This window comes from Thalassobaculum sp., from assembly GCF_965223715.1.
GTDB lineage: Bacteria > Pseudomonadota > Alphaproteobacteria > Thalassobaculales > Thalassobaculaceae > Thalassobaculum.
Map to the genome: position 1 here is coordinate 1,227,398 of NZ_OZ245012.1, position 25,292 is coordinate 1,252,689.

23 protein-coding genes and 1 tRNA gene are annotated in these 25,292 nt (G+C 65.2%); 15 read left to right on the plus strand and 9 right to left on the minus strand.

Annotated elements, in window-relative coordinates; all coding sequences use genetic code 11:
- Nucleotides 1-2 precede the first annotated feature (2 nt).
- On the minus strand, nt 3-1,775 hold the full coding sequence (locus ACOQOP_RS05670) for a putative bifunctional diguanylate cyclase/phosphodiesterase (protein ID WP_420565352.1): 1,773 nt from the start codon (nt 1,773-1,775) through the stop codon (nt 3-5).
- 109 nt (nt 1,776-1,884) lie between these two features.
- A complete protein-coding gene (locus tag ACOQOP_RS05675) occupies nt 1,885-2,790 on the minus strand; it encodes an EamA family transporter (RefSeq protein ID WP_420565353.1) in 906 nt (301 codons plus the stop codon).
- Nucleotides 2,791-2,923: 133 nt separating this feature from the next.
- Between ACOQOP_RS05675 and ACOQOP_RS05680 the strand changes: the two genes are divergently transcribed.
- Together ACOQOP_RS05680 and ACOQOP_RS05685 are read left to right on the plus strand one after the other, a co-directional pair.
- The gene (locus tag ACOQOP_RS05680) at nt 2,924-4,258 is read left to right on the plus strand and encodes an aspartate aminotransferase family protein (protein WP_420565354.1); all 1,335 of its coding nucleotides are present in this window, start codon (nt 2,924-2,926) and stop codon (nt 4,256-4,258) included.
- Between the two features lie 89 nt (nt 4,259-4,347).
- A complete protein-coding gene (locus ACOQOP_RS05685) occupies nt 4,348-5,451 on the plus strand; it encodes a metal-dependent hydrolase (protein ID WP_420565355.1) in 1,104 nt (367 codons plus the stop codon).
- Here the strand turns inward: ACOQOP_RS05685 and ACOQOP_RS05690 are convergent.
- On the minus strand, nt 5,399-5,716 hold the full coding sequence (locus ACOQOP_RS05690) for an NIPSNAP family protein (RefSeq protein ID WP_420565356.1): 318 nt from the start codon (nt 5,714-5,716) through the stop codon (nt 5,399-5,401). The two genes, ACOQOP_RS05685 and ACOQOP_RS05690, sit on opposite strands and share 53 nt — an antisense overlap.
- Before the next feature lie 253 nt (nt 5,717-5,969).
- Between ACOQOP_RS05690 and ACOQOP_RS05695 the strand changes: the two genes are divergently transcribed.
- The 4 genes from ACOQOP_RS05695 (at nt 5,970) to hpxZ (ending at nt 8,803) form a co-directional block, all read left to right on the plus strand.
- Nucleotides 5,970-6,647 carry a glutathione S-transferase family protein gene (locus ACOQOP_RS05695; protein WP_420565357.1) on the plus strand — a complete coding sequence of 226 codons (678 nt, stop codon included), beginning with the start codon at nt 5,970-5,972 and terminating at the stop codon, nt 6,645-6,647.
- A 60-nt stretch (nt 6,648-6,707) separates the two neighbouring features.
- The gene (locus ACOQOP_RS05700; protein WP_420565358.1) at nt 6,708-7,109 is read left to right on the plus strand and encodes a GFA family protein; all 402 of its coding nucleotides are present in this window, start codon (nt 6,708-6,710) and stop codon (nt 7,107-7,109) included.
- 114 nt (nt 7,110-7,223) lie between these two features.
- Complete coding sequence (locus ACOQOP_RS05705) at nt 7,224-8,396, plus strand: amidase (protein ID WP_420565359.1); 1,173 nt, start codon at nt 7,224-7,226, stop codon at nt 8,394-8,396.
- Complete coding sequence (gene hpxZ / locus ACOQOP_RS05710; protein WP_420565360.1) at nt 8,393-8,803, plus strand: oxalurate catabolism protein HpxZ; 411 nt, start codon at nt 8,393-8,395, stop codon at nt 8,801-8,803. The genes ACOQOP_RS05705 and hpxZ overlap by 4 nt, the downstream gene beginning before the upstream one ends.
- Here hpxZ and ACOQOP_RS05715 read toward each other — a convergent pair whose 3' ends face one another.
- Nucleotides 8,804-9,889, minus strand: coding sequence for a mandelate racemase/muconate lactonizing enzyme family protein (locus ACOQOP_RS05715; RefSeq protein ID WP_420565361.1), 1,086 nt, complete (start codon nt 9,887-9,889; stop codon nt 8,804-8,806).
- Between the two features lie 111 nt (nt 9,890-10,000).
- On the opposite strand from ACOQOP_RS05715, the gene ACOQOP_RS05720 reads away from it, so the two are divergent.
- Both ACOQOP_RS05720 and ACOQOP_RS05725 read left to right on the plus strand, forming a co-directional pair.
- Entirely contained in the window at nt 10,001-10,702 is a 702-nt protein-coding gene (locus tag ACOQOP_RS05720; protein ID WP_420565362.1) for an alpha/beta fold hydrolase, read from the plus strand.
- A 174-nt stretch (nt 10,703-10,876) separates the two neighbouring features.
- Nucleotides 10,877-12,310 (plus strand): amidohydrolase, encoded by a 1,434-nt coding sequence (locus tag ACOQOP_RS05725; RefSeq protein ID WP_420565363.1) that lies wholly within the window; start codon nt 10,877-10,879, stop codon nt 12,308-12,310.
- 308 nt (nt 12,311-12,618) lie between these two features.
- Here ACOQOP_RS05725 and parE read toward each other — a convergent pair whose 3' ends face one another.
- Complete coding sequence (parE, locus tag ACOQOP_RS05730; RefSeq protein ID WP_420565364.1) at nt 12,619-14,631, minus strand: DNA topoisomerase IV subunit B; 2,013 nt, start codon at nt 14,629-14,631, stop codon at nt 12,619-12,621.
- A gap of 105 nt (nt 14,632-14,736) precedes the next feature.
- Here parE and ACOQOP_RS05735 point away from each other — a divergent pair, with 105 nt between their 5' ends.
- The 3 genes from ACOQOP_RS05735 (at nt 14,737) to ACOQOP_RS05745 (ending at nt 18,239) form a co-directional block, all read left to right on the plus strand.
- Nucleotides 14,737-15,129, plus strand: a complete 393-nt coding sequence (locus ACOQOP_RS05735) for an acyl-CoA thioesterase (RefSeq protein ID WP_420565365.1) — start codon at nt 14,737-14,739, stop codon at nt 15,127-15,129.
- 105 nt (nt 15,130-15,234) lie between these two features.
- On the plus strand, nt 15,235-16,503 hold the full coding sequence (locus ACOQOP_RS05740) for a mechanosensitive ion channel family protein (protein WP_420565366.1): 1,269 nt from the start codon (nt 15,235-15,237) through the stop codon (nt 16,501-16,503).
- A 101-nt stretch (nt 16,504-16,604) separates the two neighbouring features.
- On the plus strand, nt 16,605-18,239 hold the full coding sequence (locus tag ACOQOP_RS05745) for a DUF6119 family protein (protein ID WP_420565367.1): 1,635 nt from the start codon (nt 16,605-16,607) through the stop codon (nt 18,237-18,239).
- 102 nt (nt 18,240-18,341) lie between these two features.
- On the opposite strand, the gene glnA is transcribed toward ACOQOP_RS05745, so the two are convergent.
- The 3 genes from glnA to ACOQOP_RS05760 form a co-directional block, all read right to left on the minus strand.
- Entirely contained in the window at nt 18,342-19,754 is a 1,413-nt protein-coding gene (gene glnA / locus ACOQOP_RS05750; RefSeq protein ID WP_420565368.1) for a type I glutamate--ammonia ligase, read from the minus strand.
- A 108-nt stretch (nt 19,755-19,862) separates the two neighbouring features.
- Nucleotides 19,863-20,201 carry a P-II family nitrogen regulator gene (locus tag ACOQOP_RS05755; RefSeq protein ID WP_420565369.1) on the minus strand — a complete coding sequence of 113 codons (339 nt, stop codon included), beginning with the start codon at nt 20,199-20,201 and terminating at the stop codon, nt 19,863-19,865.
- Between the two features lie 246 nt (nt 20,202-20,447).
- Entirely contained in the window at nt 20,448-21,620 is a 1,173-nt protein-coding gene (locus tag ACOQOP_RS05760; protein ID WP_420565370.1) for a pyridoxal phosphate-dependent aminotransferase, read from the minus strand.
- A gap of 142 nt (nt 21,621-21,762) precedes the next feature.
- Between ACOQOP_RS05760 and ACOQOP_RS05765 the strand changes: the two genes are divergently transcribed.
- Complete coding sequence (locus ACOQOP_RS05765; protein ID WP_420565371.1) at nt 21,763-22,503, plus strand: dienelactone hydrolase family protein; 741 nt, start codon at nt 21,763-21,765, stop codon at nt 22,501-22,503.
- A gap of 103 nt (nt 22,504-22,606) precedes the next feature.
- Here the strand turns inward: ACOQOP_RS05765 and ACOQOP_RS05770 are convergent, their stop codons facing one another.
- Entirely contained in the window at nt 22,607-22,807 is a 201-nt protein-coding gene (locus ACOQOP_RS05770; RefSeq protein ID WP_420565372.1) for a hypothetical protein, read from the minus strand.
- 171 nt (nt 22,808-22,978) lie between these two features.
- Between ACOQOP_RS05770 and ACOQOP_RS05775 the strand changes: the two genes are divergently transcribed.
- The 3 genes from ACOQOP_RS05775 to ACOQOP_RS05785 all read left to right on the plus strand — a co-directional run bounded on the left by ACOQOP_RS05775 (nt 22,979) and on the right by ACOQOP_RS05785 (nt 25,288).
- The gene (locus ACOQOP_RS05775; RefSeq protein ID WP_420565373.1) at nt 22,979-23,872 is read left to right on the plus strand and encodes a LysR family transcriptional regulator; all 894 of its coding nucleotides are present in this window, start codon (nt 22,979-22,981) and stop codon (nt 23,870-23,872) included.
- Between the two features lie 87 nt (nt 23,873-23,959).
- Nucleotides 23,960-25,144, plus strand: a complete 1,185-nt coding sequence (locus tag ACOQOP_RS05780) for an aminotransferase (protein ID WP_420565374.1) — start codon at nt 23,960-23,962, stop codon at nt 25,142-25,144.
- A gap of 67 nt (nt 25,145-25,211) precedes the next feature.
- Nucleotides 25,212-25,288 (plus strand) — tRNA-His (locus ACOQOP_RS05785).
- The last annotated feature ends 4 nt before the right edge of the window (nt 25,289-25,292 follow it).

Here is a 25,292-nt window from a genome sequence, read left to right on the forward strand (position 1 = left end):
TCCTACTGGCGGGGGCGCCGAGGATCGTTCAGGACGGCGATCGCCGGGGCCGGCTTGGCATAGAGGAACCCCTGGGCGAAGCGGACGCCGAGACTGCGCAGGAATTCCGCCTGTCCTTCGGTCTCAATGCCTTCCACGACGATCTTGCGGCCGAGATCCTGGACGAGGGTGACCAAGGTCTTCAGCAGACGGCGGTCGCTCTCCCGGTCCTCGATCCGGCGCAGGAACTGCCGGTCGATCTTCAGGATGTCCACCGGCAGGTCGACCAGGGCCGCCAGCGAGGAGTAGCCGGTACCGAAATCGTCCATGGCGATGGCGACGCCCATCGCGCGGAGCTGGTCGAGGGACGAACGGATGGTGTCGCTGCCCCGGGCCATGTCACGCTCGGTCAGCTCCAGTTCCAGCGCGCAGGGCGCGACCCCGGTCTCCTCGAGCAGTTCGGCGATCATCTCGGCGAAGTTGGCGGTGCTGAGGTCCTGGGCGGAGATGTTCACCGCCAGGGGAGCGGTCCGCGACCAGTCGCTGTCGGCCAGTGACCGCAGGGTCTGCGACAGCATGTGCCGGTTCAGGGCCGTCACCAACCCGGCTTGCTCGGCCAGCGGAATGAATTCGCCGGGAGAGATCATCGACCCGTCGGGCTGGGTCCAGCGGGCGAGCGCCTCGGCGCCGACCCAACTCCCGTCGGTGATGTCCACCTTGGGCTGCAGATAGACGCTGAATTCCTGGCCTTCGATCGCACGGTTGATGTTGTGGACCAGGCGGGTGCGCCGGCTCATCTGGTCGATGATGCTCGGCATGTAGGCGTGCATGCGCGGCAGGCCGGGCTGCGGGATGGTGGTCTTGACCTCCATCAGCGTGGCGGCCGCCCGGTGCATCGCCTCGCGCGGGCTGCCGGCCTGGTCCGGCATGGCGACGGTGCCGGCGCAGACATCGACCACGACCGCGATATCCTGAATCTCGATCGGTTCGGCGACCACGGAGACCAGCTTGGCCTGCAGGCTGTCGCTCTCCTCCAACGGCATGACCACGTGGAAGGTGTTGCCGAAGCCGCGGCCGATCAGCACCGCCGTCCCGAACACCCGCTTCAGGCGCTGGGAGAACGCGACGACGAGCTGTTCGAATTCCTCGATGCCGAAGCAGGCGGTGAGCTGGCTGGTGTTGTTCAGCGAGATGTGCACGAACATCATCGGCGGCGGATTGGGCGCCGCGAAATAGGATTCCAGATAGCTGAAGATGCCGTGCCGGTTCGGCAGCTTCGTCGCCTCGTCGTGGAAGGCGAGGAAGCGGATGCGGTCCTCGCGGGCCCGCTCGTGGGTCATATCGCGGATGGTGGCGACGAACCGGCGCGGCTCGTCGACCGAGCGCGGGATCTCGGACAGGGTGATCGAGACCGGAAACTGCCGTCCGTTGGCATGCACCGCGGCCAGGGTGCGGGGCAGCCCGAAGGCCGATCGCGAATGCGGCCGGGACGCGCGCAGATACTGGTCGTGGTTGATGGCCACCGATTCCGGCATGAGCTTGTTCACCGAATGGTGGACAAGCTCGAAACTCGGCCGACCGAACATCTTGCAGGCGGCGTCGTTCACGGTCTCGATGATGCCGCGCTCGTCGACCACCACGATCGCGTCGTTGACGGCGTTGAAAACGGTCGACAGCTGGCGGCGCTGCGCCTCGATCGTCTCGAGCGCGCGCGACAGCTTGTCTTCCACGGCGGAAAGCCGCGAGGGACGCTGAGGTTCCCCCTTTGAGTTGCTGCCGTCCGGCGTCATCCGCATTCCCAGTCCATCCTTGGGCACCGTGTCCCAGGTTCACCTCGTCCCACGCGGAGCGAAGGAGACCACGACTCTCGTTAATGGACTGTGAAGATGGCCGCTTTAATCCGGGTTAACGACCGAGCACCAGGAGGATGATTCCGGCGACAACCAGAAGGATACCGACGATCTCGGCCCGGTTCGTGGTTTCGCGGAAGATGAAGACCGAAGCGATGAAGGTGAAGACCAGCTCGATCTGACCCAGCGCGCGCACATAGGCGGCGTTCTGGAGGGTGAAGGCGGTGAACCAGCCGATCGAGCCGAGCACGCCGCACACACCGACCGCCATCGACCACTTCCAATGCACGAAAACGTCGATCAGCGTCCGTCGCTCGTAGACCGCCAGATAGACGCCCATGATCACCGTCTGCATCACCACCGAGACCGCCAGGGTGAAGGCGGCGGCCATGATGAATCCGTCATACTCCAGGGTGAGGGCGGCCTTGCGGAAGAACACCACCGAAGACCCCAGCAGGGCGCCACAGAGCAGGCCGATCAGCGTCGGCTTCTCGATCAGGCCGGTGAACAGGCGGCTGACCGAGACCTTGGTCTGGCCGACCGACAGGGCCATCACGCCGACCGCGGAGACGATGATGGCGACCAGCGGGACCAGGCCCAACTCGTCGCCGATCACCAGCCAGCCGAGCAGGGCGACCTGAACGGTTTCGGTTTTGGAGTAGGTCGTCCCGACCGCGAAGTTGCGGAACTGGAACAGCCAGAGCAGGACGGCGGTGAACAGGATCTGCGAGATCCCGCCGAGCAGGCAGTAGATCAGGAACTCCGCATGCACGGTCGGCCACGGATAGCCGCCGACCTCGTGCACCGCGCCGGCATAGATCAGCGCGAAGGGCATGGCGTAGAGGAACCGGACATAGGAGGCGCCGAGCGTGGTCAGGCGGCCCTTCAGGTGCTTCTGCAGCGCCGAACGCGCGTTCTGCATGAACGCGGCAAAGATCGTGATCGGTATCCAGAGTTCCATCGGCCTGCAGCTCCCCCTCCGCGGGTCTGCCGCCGCGGTCTGTCAGCATGGGCGCGGAGCGCGCGCGGTGTCCATCGCCCGCCGCGGCGAGCAAAGGCGGTTTGCGGGTATGCAGCGAGCCTGTGTTGGGAGAATGATAGTCGAAACCCAGGACTTCCGACGGATGGAGGCGGCGATGACCGGCGTGACGAAGAGTCAGGCGGAGAAGGATCTCATGGAGCGGGCGCGGGCGGTGCTGCCGGCCGGCGGTTTCGGCAATTTCACCCCGGATATCGTGATCGCTCGCGGCGAAGGCTCCCGGGTCTGGGACGTGAGCGGCAACGAGTATGTGGACTACCTACTGGGCTCCGGCCCGATGGTGATCGGCCACGCCCATCCCGAGGTGGTCGAGGCGGTGACGGCGCAGCTTCCGCTCGGCAGCACCTTCTTCGCCGACAGCGAGCCGGGCATCGTGCTGGCCGAGGAGATCTGCCGCGCGGTCCCCTGCGCCGACAAGGTCCGGTTCGTGAGCTCCGGCTCCGAAGCCGACATGTACGCCATGCGCCTGGCCCGCGCCCATTCCAAGCGCGAGAAGATCCTGAAGTTCGAGGGCGGCTATCACGGGATGAGCGATTTCGGGCTGATGAGCCTGGCGCCGAAGAAGCTTGCCAACTTCCCGCAGGCAGTGCCGGACAGCGCCGGCATCCCCAGGGGCGTGCGCGACGACGTGATCGTGGCGCCGTATAACGACACCGACCTGGCGGTACGAATGATCGCCGAATACGCCGGCGAGCTGGGCGGGGTGATCGTTGAGCCGTTCCAACGGCTGCTGCCACCGAAGCCTGGCTTCCTGGAAGCCCTGCGCGAGGCGACGAAGAAGCACAACGTGCCGCTGATCTTCGATGAGGTGGTGACCGGCTTCCGCTTCGCCTATGGCGGTGCCCAGGAGTATTACGGCATCACCCCAGATCTCTGCACGCTGGGGAAGGTGATCGGCGGCGGCTATCCGTTGGCCGCCATCGCCGGCAGCGACGAGATCATGGCCCATTTCAACAAGGCCCAGGTCGGCGAGGAGGGCTTCACCTTCCAGGTCGGCACCCTGAGCGGCAATCCGGTCGCTTCCGTGGCGGGGCTGAAGACCATGGAGATCCTGAAGCGCGACGACGCCTATACCAAGATGTTCGCCACCGGCCGCACGATCATGGCCGCGCTGGACGAACATCTCGGCCGGGCCGGCGTGGCGGCCAAGGTGGTGGGCGAGCCGCCGCTGTTCGACGTGGTCTTCACCGACCGCGACGTTCACGACTATCGCGGCATGTTCGCCGGCGACGCCGCCATGGCGAAGCGCTTCAACGGGCTGCTGCGCCAGAGCGGCATCCTGAAGCCGGAGAGCAAGTACTATATCGGCCTGTGCCACACGGAGGCGGACGTGGCCCTGACCATCGACGCCATCGCCACCGCCGCCGAAGGGCTGCGCAAGGCGGCGTAAGAGTGTCGCGGATGGCCACGTCGCGCTGGCCATCCGCCGGCCCCGGCCCATATCGTCCCGGTTGCGTGTGAACCGACCGGGGCAGGGACGTGGATTCAGTAACTCAGCTGGTGCTTGGCGCGGGTGTCGCCGCTGCCGTGATCGGCCCCCATGCCGGGGCCCGCAAGGCGGCGATCATCGGTGCGGTTCTGGGCACCGTCCCGGATCTCGACGTCTTCATTCCGCTGGGCGATCCGGTGACGGATTTCGTCCAGCACCGCGGCCCGTCCCATTCGCTGATCGTCCAGGCGATCGTCACCCCGATCTTCGCCGAGCCGCTGGTCCGGGTGTTCCGAGGCCTGAAGGAGCATCGGGCGGCGACGTATCTCGCGGTCTATCTGTGCCTCGCGACCCATGCGCTGCTGGACGCGATCACGATCTACGGGACCCGTATCTTCTGGCCGGTCATGCCCGAGCCTTTGGGGCTCGGCTCCATGTTCATCATCGACCCGCTGTACACGATCCCATTGATCGTGGCCTTCGTCTGGGCGCTCTGCGTGCGGGCCTGGACGCCGCGGATCGCCCGGGTGGTCAGCGTGGCGCTGATCGTCTCCACCGCCTATCTCGGCTGGAGCGCCATCGCCCAGCAGGTGGCCGAGAAGCGCGGCGATCTAGTGCTGGCGGAGCTCGGAATCGAGGCGGAGCGGACCTGGGCGACGCCCATGCCGTTCAACACCCTGCTCTGGCGGGTCATCGCCATCGATGGCGACCAGTATCTTAACCTGTACATCCCGCTGCTCGGTACCGAGGAGACGGTCACCGCCTATGCCCACCCGCGCGGACAGGATCTGCTCGCCTGCATCGAGGATCTGCCGAAGGCGGCGGAACTGGCGGCCTTCTCCAAGGGGTTCTTCAAGGTCTGGCAGTCGGACGGCCGGATCCTGGTCTCGGACCTCCGCATGGGCGTGACCCCGAACTACGTCTTCCAGTTCCAGGTGGCCGAGCGTGACGGCGACCGGTGGTCGGAGATTCCACCGGTCCGTCTGACGGCACAGCGCGGTGCCGCCGACCGCGACATCGACTGGCTGTGGTCCAGCATCCTCGGCGAGCGCGTGGTGCGCCCGGCCGAGGAGGAGGATCTCTATACCGGCGAGGGTGCACTCAGGGTCGCGGGCCCCACGGCGCCCCCGTCATCAGCTTGTTCTCCTGGCTGATCAGGTTCGGCCGCAGCTTGGCGGCGAAGGCCATGAACTTCTCGTTGGCATAGACCGAGGCCCAGTGTGCCCGGCGGTCGGCATCGTCGGTGTACTTCCAGACATGGATGAGCTCGTTCATCCCGCCGACATCGCCGACGAAATAGCCGACCAGCTTGTCCTTGTGCGGATCGAGCGCCGGCCAGCCCTCGGTCTCGTAGAGCTTCAGGACCTCCTGCAGCTTGCCGACGACGATCTTGTAGGTGCGCAGTTCGTACAGATCCATGATGCGGTTCCTCCCGTTTTGTTGTGTTCGTGATCGTGGCCGAGCGGAGCTGGCATCGGCAAGCGGGCGACTGGCGCGCTTTCACGATCCCGTGTTTCAAGGGCTTCATTCGTTCCGCGGCGTGGCAGATGACTGGCCGACGGCGGGCGTTGCGATAGTGTTCGACGCACCGGCACACTCGCGCCGGCCCAGTCATTCACCGGCACGCGCGACCGCCGAGGGGGCGGCGTCGCGTGTCCAGCGGAGGCAACGCATGCTCAAGTTCTATTACAGCCTGGCACCGAACCCGATGAAGGTGGCGCTGTTCCTGGAGGAATCCGGTCTCGAGTACGAGGCGATCCCCGTGGATACCCGCAAGGGGCAGCAGCACCTGCCGGAGTTCAAGAAGCTCAACCCGAACGCCAAGGTCCCGGTCATCGTCGACGGCGATGTCACCGTCTTCGACAGCAATGGCATCCTGCTCTATCTGGCGGAGAAGACCGGCAAGTTCCTGCCGCCGGCCGGCGACAAGAACCGGGGCGAGCTGATCTCCTGGCTGATGTTCGTCGCCACCGGCCTCGGGCCCTATTCGGGGCAGAAGGTGCACTTCGCCAACCATGCGCCGGAGAAGCTCGACTACGCGATCAAGCGCTACGACTTCGAGGCCAACCGCCACTACGGCATCCTCAACGACCATCTGGAGGGCAAGACGTGGATGGTCGGCGACACCTACACCATCGTCGACATGGCCCTGTGGGGCTGGGGACGCATGGCCAAGTTCGTGCTCGGCGAGGAAGCGGCGGCGAAGTATCCGAACGTGACCGGACTGGTCGCCCGGATCAGCGCCACCGAACCGGCCAAGCGGGCTGAGGCGATCAAGGAGCGCCATGCCTTCAAGACCGAGATGGACGACGAGAGCTTCCGCTCGATGTTCCCCGGCACGCACCGGTAAACTTCAGGGAGAGGGGAGGCCCGGACCCGGGCCTCCCGCCCGACGTTACGGGAGGATGCCATGGCAACGGCACGCTGCGCCTGCGGGGATATCGTCCTGACCATCACCGGCGAGCCGAACGGCACGTCCATGTGTCACTGCAAGGACTGCCAGCGGCGGACCGGATCGCCCTTCGGCGTCGGCTACTACTACACCCCCGAGCAGGTCGAGATCGCCGGAAGCCCGAAGGCCTACGAGCGCGGGACCGACAGCGGTAACCGGCTGCGCAATTTCTTCTGCCCGCGGTGCGGGACCACCGTGTACTGGTTGGTCGGACCGCAGCTCGAGCGGGTGGGTGTGGCCGTCGGCTGCTTCGACGAGCCGGACGGCGCCCTGCCGTCCCGGTCGGTCTACGAGATCCGCAAGCATGCCTGGGTCGACACCTCCGCCATCGCCCAGCGCTTTCCCCGCAGCCGCCAGTAGGTTCGGGCGAAGATATTTATCCTTATTCAATTGGTTGTCTGGCGCTTTTACAGTGCCGCATGAGGCTGCGATCCGATACGATCCGGTGTTGTTTCAGTCAGCAGGGGGAGTGGCATGGCAGACGGGATCGACGCCTTCGTGCCCGGCACGGATATCCGCGTTGATGGGGCAGCGGAGGGCCCCCTCAAGGGGCTGACCTTCGCCGCCAAGGACCTGTTCGACGTGGCGGGATATCCGACCGGCGGCGGCAACCACGACTGGCCGACCGGCCGTGCCGTCCCGACCCGCAACGCCTGGGCGGTGCAGCGGCTGCTCGACGGCGGCGCCACGCTGGTCGGCAAGACCGTCACCGACGAGGTCTCCCTCGGCATCCTGGGCGAAAGCGCCTTCGACGGCACGCCGGTCAACGTGAATGCGCCGGGCCGGGTGCCGGGCGGATCGTCCTCCGGCTCCGCCGCCGCCGTGGCGGCCGGGCTGTGCGACACGGCACTCGGCACGGATACCGGCGGCTCGGTCCGCGTGCCGTCCAGCTTCTGCGGGCTCTACGGCATCCGACCGACCCATGGGCGCCTGCCGGTCGACGGCATGATGCCCCAGGCACCGACCTCCGACACGACCGGGTGGTTCGCCCGGGACGCCGCCACCTTCGCCAAGGTTTCAGCCCACCTGTTGGGCGAGGCGATCCCGTCCGAGTTGCCGACCCGGCTGCTGGTCACCACCGACACTTTCGCCTTCGCCGAGGATGCGGTCGCCGAGGCTCTGGCGCCGATGGTCGACCGGTTGGCGCACCTGATCGGCACGCGCGAGGACGTTCTGCTCGCGCCCCAGGGCTTGTCGGTCTGGGCCCGGGCTCAGCGCACGATCCAGCCGCGCGAGGCCTATGAGACCTTCAAGGACTGGCTCGACACCAACCCGCGGATGGCCTTCGGCGTCGCCCGCGGGCTGATGCAGGGGGCAGCGGTCACCGAGACCGAGCTTGGCTGGGCCAACCAGATGCGCCGCGAGGCGCGGGGACGGCTGAAATCCCTGCTGCCCGCCGGCACGATCCTGTGTCTGCCGACCACCCCGTTCCCGGCGCCGCCCATCGGCCTGACGATTTCGCAGCAGACGCCGCTGCGCGAGCAGATCACCTGCCTCTGCGCGTTCGGTGGCTTGGCGGGGCGGCCGCAGGTGTCTATTCCAGGGGCGAAGGTGGATGGCCTGCCCATCGGCCTGTCGATCGTCGGCGGCCCCGGCACCGACGCCACCCTGATCGCCGTCGCCCAAGCCTTGGAGAGCCTGTCATGACTGACGCCCCCGACCGCCGCGTGAACCTCCCCGAGGTCGTGGCCGAGATCACCGACATCTTCGAGCGCTACGAGGCCGCCCTGGCGTCGAAGGATGTGGACGTTCTGGACAACACCTTCTGGAACTCGCCGCACACCATCCGCTACGCGATGCACGAGAACGGCTACGGCTTCGACGAGATCCACGCCCACCGGGTGCGCCGGCCGGCCGGGATCAACATCAAGCAGGAGCGCCTGAAGCTGGTGATCACGACGATCGGCACCGATTTCGCGACCACCAATCTGGAGTTTCGGATGCCGAACGGCCGCACGGGCCGACAGAGCCAGACCTTCGTGAAGTTCCCGGATGTCGGCTGGAAGGTCGTCGCCGCCCATGTCTCGACCCAGGAGGAAAAGCCGCTCTGGTGATCAGCTCACCCGGTACTCCTCCAGCGCGTCGAAATTGAGGGTCACGCCATGCCCCGGCCGTTCCGGGGCGACGGCGCGACCCTTCTCGATGACCAGCGGGTTCTCCATGAACCGCTCCAGCCCGAAGCCGTGGCGCTCCAGATAGGAGGCGTTCGGCACCGCGGCCATCAGGTGGACATGCAGGTCGTGCACCCCGTGGGAGGTCACCGGCAGATGGGCCGCCTCGGCCATGCGCGCGGCCTTCATCCAGGCGGTGATCCCGCCAAGGCAGGCCAGGTCCGGCTCCACGTAATGCACTCCACCGGCGGCGATGAGCTGCTCGAACTCCTGCAGATTGTGGAAATTCTCCCCGGCGGCGACCGGCGTGCCCAACCTAGCGACCTCGGCGTATCCGGCGATATCCTCCGGCTCCAGCGGCTCCTCGATCCAGACAAGATCATAAGGCGCCAGTGCCCGCGCGGCGGCGATCGCATGCGGCCGGTCCCAGCCCATATTGGCGTCCGCCATCAGCGCGAAGCCGTCGCCCAGATAGTCCCGCATGGCCGCGACCCGCTCCACATCCTCGCTGAGCTTCCTGCGGCCGACCTTCATCTTGATCGCCTCGAACCCGGCGTCGAGATTGCCGGCGGTCTGCTCCAGCAGGGCGTCCAGGGTGAAGAACAGGTCGATGCCGCCGGCATAGACCGGCACGGTCGGATCCGCTCCGCCCACCAGGCGCCAGAGCGGGAGGCCAGTCCGCTTGCCCAGGATGTCCCACAGGGCCACGTCCACCGCCGCCATGGCGAAGGCGACGGAGCCGCCGCGCCCGACCCAGTGCAGCCGCCACCACATCTCCTTCCAGAGGCCCTCCAGCCGGGTCTCGTCGGCGCCGAGCAGCAGGTCGGGCAGGTCGCGGGTCAGCAGCGAGTGCACCGAGCCGCCGCCATAGCCGACCGTATAGGTGTAACCGAGCCCCTCCGCCCCGTCGGTCGTGCCGATGCGGGTGGTGATCAGCTCGAAATGGGTGATCTCCTTGTGGGTGGAGTCGGACAGAACCACCGGAAGCGGGATGCGGTAGTGGTCGGATCGGATGCGGTCGATGGCCATTGTCGGTTTCCCCCCGGTCTCATTGTCTGTAAGCGTTTGGTCACGCCTTGAGACCCGATCATCCGTCCGCGATACCTCGACCGGCAACCCCACCTCAGCATTGGAGCGCCCGTGCCCGCCGAAACCCTTGTCCTGATCCCCGGCCTGCTGAACGACGCCGAACTCTGGGGCAGGCAGGTTCCGATGCTGGACGATCTGGTCGACCGGATCATGATCCCGGACACCACCGCCCATGAGGACATCCGAGACATTGCCGCCCAGGTGCTGGCCGAAACCGAGGGGGAGCTGGCGGTGGCCGGCCTGTCCATGGGCGGCTACGTGGCCCTGGAGATCCTGCGCCAGGCGCCGCAGCGGGTCGAGCGGTTGGCCCTGCTGGACACCTCGGCGCGCCAGGATTCCGACGACCAGCGCCGCCGCCGCACCGGCCTGATCGAGCTGGCCGACAAGGGGAAGTTCAAAGGGGTGACGCCGCGCCTGCTGCCGATGCTGGTGCATAAGAGCCGTCTTGAGGACGAGAGCGTGACGCGGCCGATCTTCGACATGGCCGCCCGCATCGGCAAGGACGGCTTCATCCGCCAGCAGAAGGCGATCCTGAGCCGCGACGACAGCCGCGACCAGTTGGCGGGCGTGTCCGTGCCGACTCTGGTGATGTGCGGCCGCGACGACCAGCTCACCCCGGTCGAGCTCAGCGAGGAGATGGCGGCGGCGATCCCCCATGCCGACCTGCGCATCGTGGAGGATTGCGGCCACCTGCCGGCCCTGGAGAAGCCCGAGCTCTGCGGAGAGGCGCTGCGCGACTGGCTGCAGGCCTGACCGGGTCGCCATCGGTTCCACGCGCTGCATGGTCCCTGGCGATTTCTCCGTCTTCCGTGTGGCGGTATGCGTGGCTATATCGGTGGGGACGACCTTTTCGACGGGCCCTGGCGTCTGCGCCCGCCGCCGAACCCTGCTGCAGAACCCTGCCGCCCCAACCGGATGGATTTCCTGATGAAGAACGTCGAACCGATCCTCACCCATATCGACACCCACACCCCGGACCTGATCGAGCTGTCCGACACCGTGTGGGGCATGCCCGAGACCCTCTATGCCGAGTACGAGTCCTGCGCCCAGCACACCGCCGTGCTGAAGGCGAAGGGCTTCAAGGTCACCGAAGAGGTCGCCGGCATCCCGACCGCGGTGATGGGCGAGGCGGGCGAGGGCGGCCCTGTGATCGCCATCCTGGGCGAGTACGACGCCTTGCCGGGGCTGAGCCAGGTCGCCAACATCGCCGAGCCGAAGCCGCTGACCGTCGGCGGCGCCGGCCATGGCTGCGGCCACAACCTGCTGGGCTCCGCCGCGCTGCTGGCCGCCTGCGCGCTGAAGGACTGGCTGGCCGAGACCGGCACGCCGGGCCGGGTGCGCTATTACGGCTGTCCGGCCGAGGAGGGCGGGGCCGCCAAGGCCTTCATGGTGCGCGACGGCGCCTTCAAGGACGTGGATGCCGCCATCACCTGGCATCCTGCGACCCACACCAAGGTCGACGACGCCCAGAGCCTGGCGAACACCCGCATTGACTTCACCTTCGCCGGCCGTGCCAGTCACGCCGCCGCCGCCCCGCAGCTCGGCCGCAGCGCGCTCGACGCGGTGGAACTGATGAATGTCGGCGTGCAGTACATGCGCGAGCACATGCCGAGCTCGGCCCGCATCCACTACGCCTATCTGGATGCGGGCGGCACCGCGCCGAACGTCGTCCAGGCCCATGCCAAGATCCGCTACACCGTGCGCGCCACCGACCTGCCGGGCATGATGGCGCTGATCGAGCGGGTGAAGAAGGTCGCCGACGGCGCCGCGCTGATGACCGAGACAAAGGTCTCCTCCCAGGTGATCTCCGCCGTCTCCAACCTGCTCGGCAACACGCCGCTGGAGGAAGCGCTGCAGGACGTCATGGACGGGTTGGGCGGCGTGCCGTTCGACGATGCCGACCGCAAGTATGCCGCCGAAATCCAGGCGACCCTGAGCCAGGGCGACATCCTGGCGAGCTACCGCCGCTTCGGCATCGAGCCGCGGGAGAACGAGCCGCTCTGCGACTATGTGGTCCATCGCGACCTGAAGGGTGACGGCATGATGGGGTCCACGGACGTGGCAGACGTGTCCTGGGCGGTGCCGACCGTGCAGGCCCGGGTCGCGACCCATGCCATCGGCACGCCGGGCCATTCCTGGCAGATCACCGCCCAGGGCAAGGCGCCGGCGGCCCACAAAGGCATGACCTATGCCGGGGCGGCCATGGGCGCGCTCGCCCGCAAGCTGTTCACCGATGAGGTGCTGCTGGCCCGCGCCAAGAAGGACCACCAGGCCCGGCTGGCTAAGCAGCCCTACACCTGCCCGATCCCGGCGGAGGTCACCCCGCCGCTGCAGCCGCGCCCGACGGTCGCGGCGGAGTAACGTACGGCATCGGCGGAGGAGCATGGGTCAGTCCCGCAGCTCCTCCGCCAGCCAATCCAGCAGCGCCCGGGTTTCCGGGCGTTTTGCGTTTCCGAGGCCGGCGCGTGAACGCGCTTCCAAGGCGCGGCATGATCCTGATGTGCATCAGGATGACGGGAAGAGGGAACAGGAATCGATGCCTGAGAGCTGCCGATGTCAGGCCCAGATGGTCAGATCCAGCACCGCGATCCACCAACCGTCATCCTGATGCAAATCAGGATCAAGCCACTGACGTAAAACCGATCCGGACCCTCTCGAGCGCTGCCGGCTCAGACATCCACCTCGAGCACGAACTTCGCGTTCGCCTGGATGAAGTCGAAGCGCTTCTCCGCCTTCTTGCCCATCAGGGTCTCGACCATGTCGCGGGTGCGGACCGTCTCGCTCTCCAGCTCCGGCTCGACCATCAGCTCCGGGCCGCCGCTCGGCGGGATCTTCACCCGCAGGAGCTGGCGCGACTTCGGATCCATGGTGGTTTCCTTGAGCTGCGCCGGCGGCATCTCGCCCAGACCCTTGAAGCGGCTGATCTCGACCTTTCCGCGGGCGTTGAACTCGGTCTTCATCAGTTCCTCGCGATGGGCGTCGTCGCGGGCGTAGACGGTCTTGCCGCCCTGGACCAGTCGGTAGAGCGGCGGCATGGCGAGGTAGAGATGGCCGTCGGCGATCAGCCGCGGCATCTCGCGATAGAAGAACGTCATCAGCAGGGAGGCGATATGGGCGCCGTCGACATCGGCGTCGGTCATGATGATGACCTTCTCGTAGCGCAGCGCGTCCTGCTTGTAGGAGGAGCCAGAGCCGCAGCCCAGCGCCAGCAGCAGGTCGCTGAGCTCCTGGTTGGCCCGCAGCTTCTCCACCGAGGCGCTGGCCACGTTCAGGATCTTCCCGCGCAGGGGCAGCACCGCCTGGGTCGCCCGGTTGCGGGCCTGCTTGGCGGAGCCGCCGGCGCTGTCACCCTCGACGAGGAAGATCTCGGTGCCCTCGTTGTCGGAGCGCGAACAGTCGGCGAGCTTGCCGGGCAGGCGCAGCTTGCGGGTGGCGGTCTTGCGGCTGACCTCCTTCTGCTGGCGGCGGCGCAGCCGGTCCTCGGCGCGCTCGATCAGGTGCTCCAGCAGGCGGTTGGCGGTGTCCGGATCGCCGGAGAGCCAGTGGTCGAAATGATCCTTCACCGCTTGGTCGACCAGCTTGGTGGCGTGCGGGCTGGCGAGCTTGTCCTTGGTCTGGCCCTGGAAGGCCGGCTCGCGGATGAAGACGCTGAGCATGACGCAGGCGCCGGCCATCACATCCTCGGCGGTGATCTGCGCCGCCTTCTTGTTGTTCACCAGCTCGCCATAGGCCTTGATGCCGCGCGCCAGGGCGGTGCGCAGCCCGGCCTCATGGGTGCCGCCCATGGGCGTGGGGATGGTGTTGCAATAGGCGTGCAGGAAGCCGTCGTCCTGGTCGTCGGGCCAGGTTACCGCCCATTCCACGCGGCCCTGCTCGCCGGCGGCTTCCACGTCGCCGGTGAAAGGCTGGGTGGCGACGGTGCGGCGGTCCTCCATGGCGGTGGCCAGGAAGTCGGCGAGGCCGCCCGGGTAGTGCAGGGTGGCTTCCGCCGGCGTGGCGTCGCCCTCGCGCAGCATCGCCGGATCGCATTTCCAGCGGATCTCCACGCCCTTGAACAGATAGGCCTTGGAGCGGGCCATCTTGAACAGGGTGGCCGGCCGGAACTTCAGGCTGCCGCCGAAGATCTCGGCGTCTGGATGGAAGCGCACGGTGGTGCCGCGCCGGTTCGGGGCCGCCCCCACGGTCTCCAGGCCGCCCTGGGGAATGCCGCGGGAGAAATGCTGGGCGTAGAGCCGCTTGTCCCGGGCGACCTCGACCTCCAGCCGATCGGACAGGGCGTTCACCACCGAAATGCCGACGCCGTGCAGGCCGCCGGCGGTCGCATAGACCTTGTCGGAGAACTTGCCGCCGGCATGCAAGGTGGTGAGGATCACCTCCAGCGCCGACTTGTCCGGGAAGCGGGGATGCGGGTCGACCGGGATGCCGCGGCCGTTGTCGCGGATGGTGACGGTCTGGTCGGCGGAGAGTTCGATCTCGATCCGCGAGGCGAAGCCGGCCACGGCCTCGTCCATGGAATTGTCCAGCACCTCGGCGACCAGGTGGTGCAGCGCCCGCTCGTCGGTGCCGCCGATATACATGCCCGGGCGGCGGCGTACCGGCTCCAGACCCTCAAGGACCTCGATATCCTTGGCGGAATAGCCCGAAGTGTCGGCCGCGGCGTTGCTTGCGAACAGGTCTGACATGGGATCCGACGGTGCGAGTGGAGCGATAACGCGTTAGTCTATCGTGTAGCCGCCCTCAGGGCGAGCGCAAGATATAGTGCGGTTCACCCCGGAAAGGGAAGCGTGATGGAAACCGAAACCGGCCGCCAGCCACGCGGCGAGATGCAGATCCGTACCATCGCCATGCCGGCCGACACAAACCCGAACGGGGACATCTTCGGCGGCTGGGTGCTGAGCCAGATGGACATCGCCGGCGGGCTCGCCGCCGCCCATCGCGCCCATGGCCGGGTGGCCACCGTCGGGATCGAGGCGATGACCTTCATCCGTCCGGTCGGGGTCGGCGACGTGCTGTGCTGCTACGGCGATATCGAGAAGGTCGGCCGCACCTCCATCACCGTGGCGATCGAGGCGTGGAAGATCCGCTGGTTCCAGGAGCGCGAGGAGCGGCTGCTGGTCACCGAAGGCCGCTTCACCTACGTGGCGATCGACGAGGCGGGGAAGAAGCGGCCGGTCGGCTGAGCGTCGGGAACCACCTTCCGGGTCGCTGCGTTCCCAAGATACCGGGCGCCGGGACTTGGGGGCGGCTGGCACAATGACACGCTTGATCCGACGACCGGCCTTCGCATGACCTTTGACGACATCGAGTCCGCCCTGCGTTCCCTGTGGGCGGAGTCCGCGCAGCTCTGGCAGGGCGAGATCTTCGGCCTCAATACCGGGCTCATCGCCGCCGGCCTCGCGATCCTGCTGCTCTGCCTGGTCCTGCCCGGCATCCTCGCCAGGGTCATCTCCAAGACCGTGGTCACGGTCGCCGAGGATGGGCGCACGGTCCATTACCGGCGGCTGCTCGACGCGGTGAAGGCGCCGTTGCGGCTGCTGCCGCCGATCATCGGCGCCCTGATCGCCTACCAGTATCTGGAACCGGACACGACGTTGCGCTGGGTCGTGGGCAACCTGGCGCGCGCGCTGCTGGTGGTGATGCTGTTCTGGGCGCTGTACCGGGCGGTCGATCCGTTCGTGCAGCTCAGCACCGGCCTGCGCCAGCGGCTCGGCGGGCCGCTGGTCGACTGGCTGGCGAAGTCGACCAAGGTGGTGCTGCTGTTCCTCGGCGGCACGGCGGTGCTGGAGGTCTGGGGCGTCAACGTGGTCGGGCTTCTGGCCGGGCTCGGCCTGGTCGGCGTCGCGGTGGCGTTGGGCGCCCAGGACCTGTTCAAGAACCTGATCGCCGGCATCCTGATCCTAGCCGAGCGCCGGTTCGAGAACGGCGACTGGATCGAGGTGGAGGGTGTGATCGAGGGCACGGTCATGGAGATCGGCTTCCGCTCCACCTCCGTGCGGCGGTTCGACCTGTCGCCGGTCTACGTGCCGAACACCAAGCTGTCGGACAATGCGCTGACCAACTACTCGCGCATGACCGAGCGGCGGATCTACTGGAGCATCGCGGTCGAGTACCGCACCTCCATCGACCAGCTCCGCGCGATCCGCGACGGGATCGAGGCCTATCTGGTCGGCAATGACGAGTTCGTCCAGCCGGAACGGGGCAGCCTGTTCGTGCGGGTGAACGACTTCTCCGACAGCGCGATCGAGATCCTGGTCTACTGCTTCACCAAGACCACCGACTGGGGCGAGTGGCTGGAGATCCGGGAACGCTTCGCCTACCACATCAAGACGGTGGTGGAAGGGGCCGACGCCGGCTTCGCCTTCCCGAGCCGGTCGGTCTATGTGGAGACGGTCCCCGAGAGCGAGGGCGGGCCGGGGGCCGATCCGAACGGCGACCGGGATGCCCCGGAGGCCTATGCCCCGCCCGCCGGTGGCGGCGGCACACGCATATCGCGGCCCCGGCCCGGTACCAAGGATGACGAGCGCGGCGACGGCGGCGAGGAGGAGGGCGAATAGCATAAAAATTTATGAGAGATTAATCACAAAAACAATTATTGAGATTATTTCTGTCTTCTTCCTACGCTAATCTGGCAAGTTTATTCAGCCGGGGAGGCTATATGGCAAAGCGGTCGTTTACGCTGCATCTCGCAAAGCCCGAAGTGAATAAGTTTGTAACCGCATTCACTGAGGCCGGGCAGGATAGAATCAGGACGAGTGGTGTTCATATTCTGGAAGAACAAGGGTTTGCTGACGGAGCATGTCTGTTTATTTTTGATCGACCCGATGCACCACCTGCGTGGTTAAAAGAACTAAGGTCAACATTTCCTGTACCTGAAAATATAAAAACCAAGTCCGTTTGTGCAGTTCTTTTGTTCAGGGCATCGGACAGAATGTTCGCTGCTAGTTTTGCGCACGGCTGGATGTATTTAGATGATGAAAAATTTGAGGGAGACTTCGGTATACGTGCGGCTATTAATGCGCTGGATGACCACAAACTTAAGCGACTAGAGCGCGCCAATTTGGGTGATGCCATGAGGGGTGTTTCTCAATCACCATTTCAAAGAGATTTTCGTTCGTTCGGACTGGATGATGTACTCGATCTTGTCAGGAAAGTGAGCGGTAGTACTCGTGATTCAGCGTCTTCGGATGCGATGACCGGCGCAAGCTCACTTAAGGTAGTAGGTGATTATGGAATAGGAGATCTCCCAAATATTGCCGCAGAGGCGTTAGAGTACTTTAATTCAACTCAATATCGCGAAACCAGTTTCGAGATATTGGATGTCGTGATGCCTGTTAGCGACAAGCGGCTGTCAAATTATTTAGACTTTCTAACAACTGAGAGCATAAAAAATGGAATGGAAGAATTTGAACTAGGGTTGCCGACACGGTATGATGATGACGGTATTACATTTAAGTTTTTAGGACCTGGTCTTAAAGGTCGATTTCCAGATCTTCTCTTGAAAAATTATGTTGAAGCTATGGGGGGTCGAATTTCCGATATCGAACCTGACACGCTTCGGGATCATAGGATTTCGGCTGAATTCTTGGACAGTAGCCGACCGGACCAAAATTGGACCATCCGAAAGGCACTCGTAGGCTCTCTCGTTTATGATGGCGGTCGATACGCGATTAACGAAGGAGAGTGGTATAGAATTGACGAAGAATTTAAGAGATCTATCGAATCTAATTATCGAGATCTCGTCAGGACCTGGGAGCAGGATCCTGTACCTCTTAGAAAGATATTCATACCAGGTGGCCGAGAGGGACACTATCAGACGGAAGCAAGCTATAATGCAGAGCGAGCGATGGAGTATGGCTATGTTTTGCTTGACGCAAAAAATATTTCTGTCCCAGAGATCCAGCGTTCAGAGTTCGAGCCTTGTGATTTACTTGATGTCGCTGGAAAAAGATTTATTCATGTAAAAAAGAGCTCCAGAAGATCAAATATTTTAAGTCATTTTTTTAAGCAGGGATCAAATTCTGCTCAAAACTTTAAGAGATTTCCTGGCGCTTGGGATAACTTATTCGCGCTAGTGCAAGTTGAGGCCGGTGATAAAGTGGAAGAGCAATTGCGCTCGGTCCATGATGATCGCTCCCGCCGATGGACAGTTGAGTTCTGGATTGCCGATTCACCCCGTTCAGATGGAAGTTTTAACATACCATTTTTTAGCAAGATTTCTCTTCGTGATGAAGTTAGCAATCTCCGGGCAATGGAATACGAAGTGGTAATTCGATTTATTGGGCACCGTTAAATTTCTGCTCGCGAAAGATACCGCGTCATTGAAATGCAAACGGGCCGCCCCGAAGGACGGCCCGCTGCAGGATCGGTCCCGGCCCGGAGGCCGGATGCCTGATCAGTTCGAGTAGTACATGTCGAACTCGACCGGATGCGGGGTGTGCTCGAAGCGGTACACCTCCTCCATCTTCAGCTCGATGAAGCCGTCGATCTGGTCGTCGGTGAACACGCCGCCCTGGGTCAGGAACGCGCGGTCCTTGTCCAGGTTCTCCAGCGCCTCACGCAGCGAGCCGCAGACGGTCGGGATGTCCGACAGCTCTTCCGGCGGCAGGTCGTACAGGTTCTTGTCCATCGGGTCGCCCGGATGGATCTTGTTCTGGATGCCGTCCAGGCCGGCCATCAGCATGGCCGCGAAGGACAGGTAGGGGTTGCCGGCCGGATCCGGGAACCGGACCTCGACGCGCTTGCCCTTCGGGCTGTTCACGTGCGGGATACGGCAGGAGGCCGAGCGGTTGCGCGACGAGTAGGCCAGCAGCACCGGAGCCTCGAAGCCCGGGATCAGGCGCTTGTAGCTGTTGGTCGTCGAGTTGGTGAAGGCGTTGATCGCACGGGCATGCTTGATGATGCCGCCGATGTAGTACAGCGCCATGTCGGACAGGTCGGCATAGCCCGAACCCGCGAACATCGGCTTGCCGTCCTTCCAGATCGACTGGTGCACGTGCATGCCCGAGCCGTTGTCGCCGGTGATCGGCTTCGGCATGAACGTCGCGGTCTTGCCGTAGGCGGCGGCGACCTGCTTCACCACGTACTTGTAGATCTGCATGTGGTCGGCGGTCTGCACCAGGGTGCCGAACTCCATGCCCAGCTCGTGCTGGGACGGGGCGACCTCGTGGTGGTGCTTCTCGACCTTCACGCCCATCTCGTCCATCACCGAGAGCATCTCGGAGCGGATGTCCTGGCCGCTGTCGACCGGCGGGACCGGGAAGTAGCCGCCCTTGACGCCCGGACGGTGCGCCAGGTTGCCTTCCTCGTACTCGCGCGAGGAGTTGTACGGGCCTTCCTCGTTGTCGACCTCGTAGTAGCCCTTGTTCATCGAGACTTCGATCTTCACGTCGTCGAAGATGAAGAACTCGGCTTCCGGACCGAAGAACGCGGTGTCGCCGATGCCCAGGCTGTCCATGTACTTGACGGCGGCCTTGGCGGTCGAGCGCGGGTCGCGCTCATAGGGCTGACCGGTCGACGGCTCGACGATGTCGCAGGTGATGGCCAGGGTCGGCTGCGCGAAGAACGGATCCATCACCGCGGTGGCGAGGTCCGGCTTCAGGCCCATGTCGGACTCGTTGATCGCCTTCCAGCCGGCAATGGACGAGCCGTCGAACATGAAACCGTCGACCAGGCTCTCCTCATCGATCGTGCGCACGTGCTGGGTGACGTGCTGGACCGCGCCGCGCGGGTCCGTGAAGCGGAGATCGACATACTTAACGTCGTGCTCCTCGATCATCTTCATAACGTTCTTCACGTCGTCAGACATGGTTTCCTTCCTAACGTTGCCGTGGCGCCCCAGGTCTCTGCGTGGGGGCCACACTCCCTCTCAAGTGCCGGTCCGGTGGAGACCGGCGCGTCGGACCGCTGGGGTCCGTCAGATCGCGTCCGTGCCGGTTTCGCCCGTACGAATACGAACAATCTCATCGACGGTCGAGACGAAGATCTTGCCGTCCCCGATCCGTCCGGTGTGAGCCGCGCTCTGGATGGCTTCGACCGCGCGTGCGACCTGGCCGTCCTCCATCACGATCTCCACCTTCACCTTGGGCAGAAAGTCCACGACATACTCGGCGCCGCGGTACAGCTCGGTGTGACCCTTCTGCCGTCCGAAACCTTTCGCCTCAGTCACCGTGATCCCTTGGATCCCGATCTCGTGGAGCGCTTCCTTCACCTCGTCGAGTTTGAACGGTTTGATGATCGCCTCGACCTTCTTCATGGGTCCGTGCCTTCGGGGTTGCGTGCGAATGCCCCGCCGATTGGCGGGGCAACGAGGTGGTTAGCACGCTGTGTGCCAACCTTCGCACCTTGGTTAGAGCCTTGATTTCCAAGCCTTCGGCCTGGATCTCAGCGGGAGCGTCAGATGTATTGTGCCTGAATTTTCGCCATTCGCATAAAAGTCAGTCAACAATCGCCTGCGATGTGAGCAAACGGCCTCCCGGACCGATCCGGACGCCGTTCGGCCTCAGCCCGCCAGCATCTGCTTGATGCGCCGGATCGCCTCTTTGATGTTCTCGGTGGAGTTGGCGTAAGAGAAGCGCAGGTAGCCCTCGCCATAGGCGCCGAAGCTGGTGCCGGCGATCACCGCCACCCCGGCCTCCTCGAGCAGTTTGGTCTGCAGCGCCTTCGCTCCCAGGCCGGTGCCTTCGATATTGGGGAAGGCGTAGAAGGCGCCGCCCGGCTCCACGCATCGGAAGCCCGGGATCTGGTTGAGCTCGCCGACGATGACCCGGCGCCGGTCGTCGAACGCCTTCACCATGTCCTTCACCGCGTCCTGCGGCCCGTCCAGGGCGGCGAGGCCGGCGAACTGGGTCGGCGCGTTGACGCAGCTATGGCAATTCACCGCCAGCTTCTCCGCATGCCCAAAGACCGTCTTCGGCCAGACCGAGAATCCGAGACGCCAGCCGGTCATGGCATAGGTCTTCGACCAGCCGTCCAGCAGGATCACCCGGTCGGCGATCTCCGGATAGGTCAGCAGGCTGACATGCTCGCGGCCGTCATACAGCATCTGGCTGTAGATCTCGTCCGACAGCAGGTAGACGTTCGGCCACTTCTGCAGGCCGGCCACCAGCTTGTCGATCTCCGCCTTCGGCACGGCACCGCCGGTCGGGTTGGCGGGCGAGTTCAGGATGATCAGGCTGGTCTTGTCGGTGATTTTCGACAGCATCTCCTCGGCGGAGAAGGCGAATCCGTTCTCCTCGGACAGGCGATACGGCACCGGCTTGGCGCCGGAGAACTTCACCGAGCTCTCGTAGATCGGGAAGCCCGGATTCGGATACAGGATCTCGGTGCCCGGCTGGCCGAAGATCAGGCAGGCGAAGAACATGGTCGGCTTGCCGCCGGGCATGATCATCACCGTGTCCGGATCGACGGTGACGCCGTGCCGGGTGTTCAGGTCGCGGGCCACCGCCTGTCGGAGCTGCGGGATGCCGGCGGCCGGCGTGTAGCCGTGATGGCCGTCGCGCAGGGCCTTGATGCCGGCCTCGACGATATGCTCGGGCGTTTTGAAATCGGGCTGGCCGATGCCGAGGTTGATGATGTCCTTGCCGGAGGCGGCAAGCGCGTTGGCGCGGGCGAGCACTTCGAAGGCGGTCTCGGTGCCGAGAACGGACATCCGGTCTGCGAGCATGGCGGGCATCGGGCGGTTCCTCGAAATCGTTCAGGTCTCAGGTGCGTTCTGGCGACGCTCGGATCGGCAGTGATACGCTGCCGGCCATAAATCCGCCAGACAGCGAAACGCGGACGGTAAACCGTCTGCCACCAAGGGGAAACTGCCGCACATGATCGAAGTCGTCGAGGACATCGCCACGCCTGATGGGGCGATGGACACCTTCATCGTCCGTCCCGAGCGAGGCGGGCCGTATCCGGCCGTGCTGATGCTGATGGACGCGCCGGGCATCCGCGAGGAACTGTACGACATGGCCCGGCGGCTGGCGACGGTGGGCTACTGCGTGCTGCTGCCGAACCTTTACTACCGCGCCGGACGCGACACGAAGTACGGGCCGCACGTGCTGACCGCGGGCAGCGACGACCACACCGCCATGCGGGCGATCCGCACCAAGATGACGATTCCGCCGGTGATGTCGGATGTGAAGGTGATGCTGGAGTATATCGACGCGACCGGGATCGCCCGGGCGGGCAAGGTCGGCGTCCATGGCTACTGCATGAGCGGGCCGTATGCCCTGGCGGCGGCGGCGCGCTATCCCGACAGGATCGCGGCGGCGGCGTCGTTCTACGGCACCTGGATCGTCAGCGACGCGGTGGAAAGCCCGCATGCCACCCTCGGCCAGGCCAAGGGCGAGCTCTATATAAGCTGTGCGGAGACCGACGATCTGGCGCCGCCGGACATGGTGGCCGAGCTGAAGCGGCTGTTCGACGCCTCAGGGGGGCGGGGGGAACTGGAGGTTCATCCGGGCACCCATCACGGCTTCGCGTTCCCGAGCCGCTGGTGCTACGACAAGCCCGCCGCCGAGCGGCACTGGGAGCGTCTCATCGCGCTCTACCGCCGGACCATCGAATAAACTCATGGTGCGGTGCGGTATCGATTTTCAGGGCCCGAAAACAAGTGCGGCGCCGCCCCGGGGCGGGGGCGACGCCGCTCTTACGGAAGCCGTTAAGCAGGGATCAAACGGCTGCCGGATGGGCACCGCCGTGACCGGCGGATTTGGTGTTCGAGAAGAGCGAGACGACCGGCTTGGTCAGCGCGGCGAAGGCGCTGCGGAACATGGACTGAACCGCGAGGGCGCGCATCCGGCGACCGGCAGCGATGCCGCGCGCGATGTCTTGCTCGGTGATGGTGCGCATCTGGATCGTCTGGGTGCTCATGGCATGTCTCCTGTCTGGGGCAGCGGATCGGTCTCTGTCGTGTCGCCGTCCGTTGCTGATACGGAAGATGCTCTTCGCGCCGCACAATTACAAATTCGTAATTCAAAGAAACGAATTTAGAAAAATTAATATAGGTATGGGCTGCCGGAACCGGTCGAGAGGAGGCCTTCCATGATCACCCTGCGCCAGGTCCGCTACTTCCTCGCGGTGGCCGAGACGGAGAAGGTCTCCGCCGCCGCGACCAACCTGGGGATCTCCCAGTCGGCGATCACGCTCTCGATCAAAGAACTGGAGAACCAGCTCGGCGTGACCCTGTTCGAGCGCCGGGTCGGCGGCGTGGCCCTGACCCGGGAGGGCCAGAACTTCATCAGCCATGCCCGCAACATCGAGGCCGCCGTGGCCGACGCGGTTGCCGACATGCACCCGGACCGCACCGACGTGGAGGGCACGGTGAAGCTCGGCGTGACCAATGCCGGGGCGGGCTACTTCCTCATCCCGCCGCTCGCGCGTTTCCAGCGCGCCTTCCAGAACGTGTCGGTGCAGCTCCTGGAGCGCGAGCGCGAGGAGATGGAGCAGCAGGTGCTGGACGGGGCGGTGGACATCGCCCTGCTGCTGACCTCCAACCTCTCGAACGCACCCGACCTGGAGCATCGCGGGTTGTTCCAGAGCCCGCGCGGCGCCTGGGTGGCGACCAACCATCCGCTGGCCAGCCGCGACACGGTCAGCCGGGCCGACGTGATCGAGTACCCCTATGTGCTCTACCAGATCGACGAGGCCGACCGCTCCTCGCGAGAATACCTCGCCGCCTCGGGTCTGGAGCCCAAGGTACTGTTCGAGACCACGTCCCTCGAGGCGCTGCGTAGCATGGTGGCGACCGGGCAGGGGGTGACGATCCTGTCGCGGATGCTGTTCCGCCCGTGGTCGCTGGACGGCGGGCGGCTGGAATGGGTTCCCATCACCGACGCCCCGCCGCCGATGGAGATCGGCCTGGTCTGGCGCAAGGGCCACGTCTTCACCGCCGCCGAGGCGCGGCTGGTGGAGTATCTGGAGGCGGGGGTACGCTGACCGTCGGCTGCTCCCGCGGCCCGTTGCCGCCCGCTCACCCCAGTGCTAAACCGCGCGACCCATATATGACGCACGGGGGACCGCCCGATGAAGGCCGCCAACTCGCTCCTGTCCTCCTACGGCACCACGGTGTTCGAGGTGATGTCGCGGCTCGCCATCGAGCATAAGGCGATCAATCTCGGCCAGGGCTTCCCCGACGACCGCGGGCCGGACCCGGTGCTGGAGCAGGCCTCCAAGGCGCTGTACGACCCGCCGAACCAGTATCCGCCGATGATGGGCGTGCCCGAGCTGCGCCAGGCGGTCGCCGCCCATAACCAGCGGTTCTACGGCCTCGACGTCGACTGGCAGAAGGAGGTCATGGTCTCCACCGGGGCCACCGAGGGGCTGGCCGCCTGTTTTCTCGGCCTGATCGAGCCGGGCGACGAGGTGGTGGTGATCGAGCCGCTCTACGACTGCTACCTGCCGATGATCCGCCGGGCCGGCGGCATCCCGCGCCCGGTGCGCCTGACCCCGCCGGAATGGAAGCTGGATCTGGAGGCGCTGCGCAACGCGTTCAGCGACCGCACCAAGATGATCGTGGTCAACGACCCGCAGAATCCGGCCTCCAAGGTCTACAGTCGGGAGGAACTGACGGCGATCGCCGAGCTCTGCCAGGAATACGACGCCTATGCCCTGTGCGACGAGGCCTACGAGCATCTCGCCTTCGACGGCCGGCCGCACGTGCCGCTGATGACCCTGCCGGGCATGCGCGAGCGTTGCGTGCGGATCGGCTCGGCCGGCAAGACCTTTTCGCTGACCGGCTGGAAGGTCGGCTACATCACCGCCCCGGAGCACCTGCTGGGCCCGATCTCCAAGGCGCACCAGTTCCTGGTCTTCACCACCGCGCCGAACCTGCAGCGGGCCGTCGCCTTCGGCCTGAGCCAGGACGATTCGTATTTCGACGGGCTGCGCGACGACATGGCGCGGCGCCGCGACCGGCTGACCGACGGGCTGACCTCCATCGGGCTGGCGCCGGTGACCTGCCAGGGCACGTATTTCCTGTTCGTCGACGTCGCCGCCCATCTCTATGATGCCGAGACCGACGAGGGCTTCTGCCGGCGGCTGGTGACCGATGCCGGGGTGGCCGCCGTGCCGGTCTCCGCCTTCTACCTCGACCCGCAGAGCGCGCCCCGGAACTACATCCGCTTCTGCTTCGCCAAGCAGGATGCGGTGCTGGACGGTGCGGTCGAGCGGCTGGATACCTATTTGAAGGAGGTCGGGCTCGGCATTTAGGTTGACGGCAAGCCGGGCCTGGAATAACAAACGCGTCCGCCGAGCCCCGATGGCTCGGCGCCCGGTGGCGGGTGTAGCTCAGGTGGTTAGAGCGCCAGATTGTGGCTCTGGAGGCCGTGGGTTCGAGTCCCATCACTCGCCCCAATTC

Bases quoted from the DNA above. Each gene is read 5' to 3' on its own strand.
- hpxZ (WP_420565360.1), top strand. From the start codon at position 8,393: ATGACTGACGCCCCCGACCGCCGCGTGAACCTCCCCGAGGTCGTGGCC.
- glnA (WP_420565368.1), bottom strand. From the start codon at position 19,754: ATGTCTGACGACGTGAAGAACGTTATGAAGATGATCGAGGAGCACGAC.
- ACOQOP_RS05775 (WP_420565373.1), top strand. From the start codon at position 22,979: ATGATCACCCTGCGCCAGGTCCGCTACTTCCTCGCGGTGGCCGAGACG.
- ACOQOP_RS05755 (WP_420565369.1), bottom strand. From the start codon at position 20,201: ATGAAGAAGGTCGAGGCGATCATCAAACCGTTCAAACTCGACGAGGTG.
- ACOQOP_RS05745 (WP_420565367.1), top strand. From the start codon at position 16,605: ATGGCAAAGCGGTCGTTTACGCTGCATCTCGCAAAGCCCGAAGTGAAT.
- ACOQOP_RS05740 (WP_420565366.1), top strand. From the start codon at position 15,235: ATGACCTTTGACGACATCGAGTCCGCCCTGCGTTCCCTGTGGGCGGAG.
- ACOQOP_RS05670 (WP_420565352.1), bottom strand. From the start codon at position 1,775: ATGCGGATGACGCCGGACGGCAGCAACTCAAAGGGGGAACCTCAGCGT.
- parE (WP_420565364.1), bottom strand. From the start codon at position 14,631: ATGTCAGACCTGTTCGCAAGCAACGCCGCGGCCGACACTTCGGGCTAT.
- ACOQOP_RS05690 (WP_420565356.1), bottom strand. From the start codon at position 5,716: ATGGATCTGTACGAACTGCGCACCTACAAGATCGTCGTCGGCAAGCTG.
- ACOQOP_RS05715 (WP_420565361.1), bottom strand. From the start codon at position 9,889: ATGGCCATCGACCGCATCCGATCCGACCACTACCGCATCCCGCTTCCG.
- ACOQOP_RS05735 (WP_420565365.1), top strand. From the start codon at position 14,737: ATGGAAACCGAAACCGGCCGCCAGCCACGCGGCGAGATGCAGATCCGT.
- ACOQOP_RS05760 (WP_420565370.1), bottom strand. From the start codon at position 21,620: ATGCCCGCCATGCTCGCAGACCGGATGTCCGTTCTCGGCACCGAGACC.
- ACOQOP_RS05700 (WP_420565358.1), top strand. From the start codon at position 6,708: ATGGCAACGGCACGCTGCGCCTGCGGGGATATCGTCCTGACCATCACC.
- ACOQOP_RS05705 (WP_420565359.1), top strand. From the start codon at position 7,224: ATGGCAGACGGGATCGACGCCTTCGTGCCCGGCACGGATATCCGCGTT.
- ACOQOP_RS05680 (WP_420565354.1), top strand. From the start codon at position 2,924: ATGATAGTCGAAACCCAGGACTTCCGACGGATGGAGGCGGCGATGACC.
- ACOQOP_RS05695 (WP_420565357.1), top strand. From the start codon at position 5,970: ATGCTCAAGTTCTATTACAGCCTGGCACCGAACCCGATGAAGGTGGCG.
- ACOQOP_RS05675 (WP_420565353.1), bottom strand. From the start codon at position 2,790: ATGGAACTCTGGATACCGATCACGATCTTTGCCGCGTTCATGCAGAAC.
- ACOQOP_RS05780 (WP_420565374.1), top strand. From the start codon at position 23,960: ATGAAGGCCGCCAACTCGCTCCTGTCCTCCTACGGCACCACGGTGTTC.
- ACOQOP_RS05725 (WP_420565363.1), top strand. From the start codon at position 10,877: ATGAAGAACGTCGAACCGATCCTCACCCATATCGACACCCACACCCCG.
- ACOQOP_RS05770 (WP_420565372.1), bottom strand. From the start codon at position 22,807: ATGAGCACCCAGACGATCCAGATGCGCACCATCACCGAGCAAGACATC.
- ACOQOP_RS05765 (WP_420565371.1), top strand. From the start codon at position 21,763: ATGATCGAAGTCGTCGAGGACATCGCCACGCCTGATGGGGCGATGGAC.